This window comes from Acetobacter okinawensis (genome assembly GCF_002153655.1).
Classification (GTDB): domain Bacteria; phylum Pseudomonadota; class Alphaproteobacteria; order Acetobacterales; family Acetobacteraceae; genus Acetobacter; species Acetobacter okinawensis_A.
The window spans coordinates 1-838 of sequence record NZ_JOPJ01000053.1; the positions used below are offsets into that span (position 1 = coordinate 1).

Annotated in this window: 1 protein-coding gene; it reads right to left on the minus strand. The window is 38.7% G+C overall.

What is annotated here, in order from left to right; all coding sequences use genetic code 11:
- On the minus strand, positions 1 to 380 hold a 380-nt coding region (locus HK26_RS12525; RefSeq protein WP_143296364.1), incomplete at its 3' end, for a hypothetical protein.
- Between the last annotated feature and the right edge of the window lie 458 nt (positions 381 to 838).

The window sequence follows — 838 nt, forward strand, 5'->3', positions numbered from 1 at the left end:
CCCTTTATGATTTCAATGTCCCTTAAAACGCCTTCCAGAAAAGCCACTATGAAAACGGATAACTGGTCTTCGCCATATTTTTCAATAATCTGAGGAGCGAGCACGTCCAGAATAGTCTGGATGCCATCAGAATGATATAAATCTAATAATTTATAGGCTTGGTCTTCTATCGTGCCTTCAAGCTTGTTGCTTTTGGGATATACCGGGAATTCACGCAATGCGGAAATATAGGCTTCCTGCATTGTTTTTGTAATTTTAGAGGATTGCAGGAATATCCTGAAATTCTCCACATATCCAGGTGCGATGTCATCAAACCCCTCAACAGGTGAAAAAATATGATGGATGGTCAGGTTTCCAGCGCGGAATGTAATTTCACTCATAGAATGTCTCCTTAAATTGTTAATCAGGGATTATTTTTTCAAATACTTTTGAATATACAATATTGAATACGATTTTTCCTTTGTATTTACATAATAAGGAATATGTATTCAAAAAGTCAAGTTTTTGAAGCAGTATTTATTTGAATATTTTTACTATTACTTTAAAATGGTCTTTTGGGGAAATTTTTCCAGTCCCGGCTCTCATGGCGTGGTTTTTGTGGTATCATCCTTTCCATGATGAACCGGCGAATATCCTTTCTGATTATTCCCTGACAGCTTTAGCTGTCTGTTCCTCATCCTTCCTTATCCCTGTTCTGTTTTTCATTCTGACAGGACAGGTGCGTTCATTCTCTGGAGGTAGTCTATGACCATACGACCGTCACTCTGCATTTCTTCCCTTCTCACACAACAGGAACAGGCAGATGACCGAAAACAATACTCCCGATACACAGACAGAC